Annotated in this window: 3 protein-coding genes; all 3 read left to right on the top strand. The window is 73.8% G+C overall.

Annotation, left to right across the window (positions count from 1 at the left end):
* The coding region (locus tag FOE67_RS29435) for a M6 family metalloprotease domain-containing protein (RefSeq protein WP_323384988.1) at window positions 1–1311 on the top strand (1311 nt) is incomplete at its 5' end.
* 327 nt (window positions 1312–1638) lie between these two features.
* Window positions 1639–3069, top strand: coding sequence for an FtsW/RodA/SpoVE family cell cycle protein (locus tag FOE67_RS17180; protein ID WP_323384987.1), 1431 nt, complete (start codon window positions 1639–1641; stop codon window positions 3067–3069).
* Window positions 3070–3170: 101 nt separating this feature from the next.
* Window positions 3171–4376, top strand: a complete 1206-nt coding sequence (locus FOE67_RS17175) for a M20 metallopeptidase family protein (protein WP_182665253.1) — start codon at window positions 3171–3173, stop codon at window positions 4374–4376.
* Window positions 4377–4647 lie beyond the last annotated feature (271 nt).

Genomic DNA, 4647 nt, shown 5'->3' with positions numbered 1-4647 from the left:
CCCCTCCCCCCACCGGCCTTCACCGCCGCCGGCAGCTGCGCCCTCCCCGGCGGGGAGGGCCTGCACGCGGGCATACCCACCCCACCGGGCTTCGCCCCGAGCGTGGGAACGGTCCGCGCCCTGACCCTGTTCATCGACTTCCCCGACGCCGAGGCGCGGATCGACACGACCGAGCGCTTCGCCGAGTTCTTCCCCGCCGGCGCGGAGTACTTCGCCACCGCCTCCTACGGCCGCATGGACTACCGCCCCGACCCCGTGCACCGTTGGCTGCGCATGTCCCGCCCCTTCGAGGAGTACGGGATCGACCGCGGGGTGGGGTGGCACCCCGACGACCCGGCCGGTTACAACGCCCTGATGCGGGACATCGTCGACGCCGTGGCCGGCGAGGTGGACTTCTCCTCCTACGACGTGGTGAACGTGCTCGCCACCCCCAACGCCGGCCCCTCCGCCCTGGAGACCGTGCTGTCGGTCTCCTTCCCCGGCCGCCCGCTGGTGGACACCCCGACGGGCCCGCTGCAGAACGTGAGCTTCATCTGGAGCAGCCAGCCGGGCGACAGCCCCCACCGGGTCCTGGTCCACGAGAACGGTCACGCCTTCGGCCTGCCGGACCTCTACTGGACGGGCGCGGGCGAACCCCCGCTGCTGACCGGCCACTGGGACGTGATGGAACAGGACTGGGGCCCCAGCAACGGCATGCTGGCCTGGCACCGCTGGAAGCTGGAGTGGTTGACCGACGACCAGGTGGACTGTGTCGTGGAGGCCGGCGTCACCGAGCACCGCATCGTCCCGCTCGGCACCCCGCCCGGGGACGACCGGCCCGAACCCGACCCGGAAACGGAGACGGGGGCGCACGGACGACCCGGATCGGCCGGCACCGCGCCGCGCGCCGACACCCCCGACGGGGCGCCCCCGGCACGCCCGGAGCGCGGCGGCCCCCTCCGGCCGCCCGGCGCGCCGGCGTCCGGGGGCACCGACACCCGGCTGGTCGCCCTGCGCGTGGGTCCCCGGCAGGTCATCACCCTGGAGGTGCGCGCGCCCTCCGCCCTCGACCACGCCGTCTGCCGTGCCGGCGTCCTCATCACCCGCGTGGACACCGGCGCGCGGACGGGCGAGGGGCCGATGCGGGTGGAGGACGCCACCCCCGGCAGCGGGGGGTGTCACGACCCCGCCGACCCCCAGCTCGCCCACGAGCTGAGCGACGCCGCCTTCCTGCCCGGCGACACCTTCCACGACCCGCGGGCCGGGGTGCGGGTCCAGGTGCTGGAGGCCGAGGAGGACGGCTCCCACCGGGTCCGCGTCACCCGCTGGTGACCACCGATCGCCGGTCGGGACACCCCGGCCGGAGGCGGAGGAGGCGCCCCGATCCCGTCACGGACCGGTCTCCTCCACCCCGGTCGGGGGCCCCGCTTGTTAGATTGCCAACGGAGCCGCGACAGTCCGCGGCGCCCGTGGGGCGGCACGCGGCCGGCGTCACGACACCAGCGAGAGCACCGGGGCACCGGGGTGGGGACGGGCGTGGAGAGAGCGGCTTCGACAACGGCGTCCCCCGGGGACCCGAACGACGGGTCCGCCGGACCCCTCCCGGACCGGGCGGGGGAGCGACCGGCGACGACCGACCCGACGGGCGGGGCGGCCCCGGTGGACGACGGGGTCCGGCGCTGGATCGCCCGCCGCCGGAACACCGAACTGGTGCTGGTGCTGTTCGCCGTCGTCATCTCCGCCTTCGGTCACGCCGCCGCGCACCTGGCCGTCCACGACGAACTGCCCTCGGGTCTGCTCGCCTACACGGCGGGCCTCGGCGCCCTGGCGGTGGGCGCGCACCTGGTGGTGCGGCGCTTCGCCCGGTACGCCGACCCGTTGATCCTGCCGGTGACGGTGCTGCTGTGCGGGTTGGGCCTGGTCCTGATGGACCGACTCGACCAGGCGTACGCCGAACGCTTCCCGGAGGGCCACTACCAGGCGGTGGCGGTCGCCCCCGGCCAGGCGATCTGGACGATCATCGGAGTGGCGCTGCTGGTCGGCGTGCTGCTGGTGATCCGGCACCACCGGGTGCTGCAGCGCTACGTGTACCTGGGCATGGCCGTGGCGATGATCCTGCTGATGCTGCCGGCGTTCTTCGGCGCCGACGCCTTCGGCGCCAAGCGGTGGATCCGGCTCGGCCCGCTGTCGGTGCAGCCGGGCGAGTTCGTCAAGGTGATGATCGTCGTCTTCTTCGCCGGCTACCTCATGGCCAACCGGGACGCCCTGGCCCTGGTCGGCCGGCGGGTACTGGGACTGGCCCTGCCCCGCGGCCGGAACGCCGGCCCGGTGCTGCTGGTGTGGGCGGTCAGCCTGGTCGTGCTGTTCTACCAGCGCGACCTGGGCACCTCGCTGATCTTCTTCGGCGTCTTCATCGTCATGCTGTACGTCGCCACCGAACGCACCAGCTGGGTGGTCCTGGGCGGATTGATGGCGATCGGCGGCGCGGTCGCGGTGGCCACCACCCAGTACCACGTCAAGGCCCGGGTGGCGGCCTGGCTGGACCCGATGTCGATCTACCTGCCGGAGGACCAGCGCCCGCCGGGGGTGATCTCCGAACAATCCGCGCAGGCGCTCTTCGCCTTCGGCGCCGGCGATCTGACCGGCACCGGCCTGGGCCAGGGGCACTCCTACCTGATCGGCTTCGCCGGCCGCAGCGACTTCATCCTCGCCACCGTCGGGGAGGAGCTGGGCCTGCTGGGCGTCACGCTGGTGCTGCTGCTGTACGTGCTGCTGATCTGGCGGGCCTTCAAGATCGCCATGACGGTCAGCGACCCGTTCGGCAAGCTGCTCGCCTACGGGCTGGGCACGGTGCTGGCGCTGCAGGTGTTCGTGGTCGCCGGCGGCGTGACCGGGCTGATCCCCCTGACCGGCAAGGCGCTGCCGTTCCTGGCACAGGGCGGATCGTCCACGGTCGCCAACTGGTTGCTGGTCGCGCTGCTGATCAGAATCAGTGACGCGGCGGGCAGAGCCTCCACACTTCCGGAGGGGAACGCTACGATCCTCACCCCGGTGGTCCGGGACACCGCCGCACGCCCGACCGGCGGCTGACCCGACCGGCTCCGGTGGGCGACACGGCCCCGCGGAGCCGGGCGGCGCGGCGGCCCGCGTTCCCGCGCCACCGGCTCCACCCACCGGAAGGAGCCCCGCCCGTGAACCTCCGCGACGACGCCCGCGCCCTGTCCGACGATCTGATCCGGCTGCGCCACGACCTGCACCGCACCCCCGAGGTGGGCCTGGACCTGCCCCGCACGCAGGAGCGGGTGCTGGCCGCCCTGGACGGTCTGCCGCTGGAGGTCTCCACGGGCGAGGGCCTCAGCTCGGTGACGGCGGTGCTGCGCGGGGCCCGGCCCGGCCCGACGGTGCTGCTGCGCGGGGACATGGACGCCCTGCCGGTGGCCGAGCGGACCGGCCTGCCGTACGCCGCCGAGGGTGATCTCATGCACGCCTGCGGCCACGACCTGCACACCACCATGCTGGCCGGCTCGGCGCAGCTGCTGGCGGCGCACCGTGACCGGCTGGCGGGGGACGTGGTCTTCATGTTCCAGCCCGGCGAGGAGGGCTGGGACGGTGCCGGGCACATGCTCGCCGAGGGGGTGCTGGAGGCCTCCGGCAGCCGCCCGGTGGCCGCGTACGCCCTCCACGTCTCGTCCTCGATACACGCCTCGGGGATCTTCGCGACCCGGACCGGGCCGCTGCTGGCGGCCTCCAACGTGCTGGACGTGACGGTGCGCGGGGCCGGCGGACACGGCTCGGCGCCGCACCGGGCCAAGGATCCGATCCCGGCCGCGTGCGAGATGGTGACGGCGCTGCAGACCTGGCTGAGCCGCACCTTCGACGTGTTCGACCCGGTGGTGCTGACCGTCGGGAGCTTCCACGCCGGCACGCTGCCGAACATCATCCCCGACACCGCCCGGTTCCGGGCCACGGTGCGGAGCTTCTCGCCGGAGGCGTTCGAGCGGCTGCGGGAGGGCCTGCCGGCGGTGTGCCGGGGCGTGGCGGCGGCGCACGGCCTGGAGGTGGACGCCGAGTTCGTCGAGCAGTACCCGACGACCGTCAACGACGCGGCGGAGGCCGACTTCATCGCCGAGACCGTGCGGGAGGTGCACGGCGAGGAGCGGTACGAGCCGATGGAGAACCCGATCCTCGGCGCGGAGGACTTCTCCCGCGTGATCGCGGAGGTGCCGGGCGCGATGGCCTTCCTCGGCGCGACCCTGCCGGGGCGGGACCCGGAGACCGCGCCGAGCAACCACTCGCCGCTGGCGGCGTTCGACGACGCGGTGCTGGCGGACGGCACCGCCCTGTACGCGGAACTGGCGATGCGCCGCCTGGAGGCGGCGGACGCGGTCGTCGCCTGACGACGGTCGGTGGCCGGCCCCGGGGCCCGGTGCGACCCGCACCGGGCCCCGGGGGGCGTCGAACGGCGTGGCGAATTCGGTGTGTTCCCGGTGGCCGATGGGAACCGGGGGGTATCGAAGACCCTGCTCGATCACCGATGATCCGAGATGTGAAACCGTTGCACTCCGATCCGTGTCAATACGGTCGAGCGTGGTGCACGGGAGCACCAGAAACCATACTCTTCGAACGGAACCCGACACCGGGGGTTGCCGGCCCCCCTCACCCCCGTCA

This window comes from Streptomyces calidiresistens, assembly GCF_014141525.1.
Classification (GTDB): Bacteria; Actinomycetota; Actinomycetes; order Streptomycetales; family Streptomycetaceae; genus Streptomyces; species Streptomyces calidiresistens.
The sequence above is the reverse complement of the archived record's forward strand: the minus strand, read 5'-3'. Positions and strand labels throughout refer to the sequence as shown.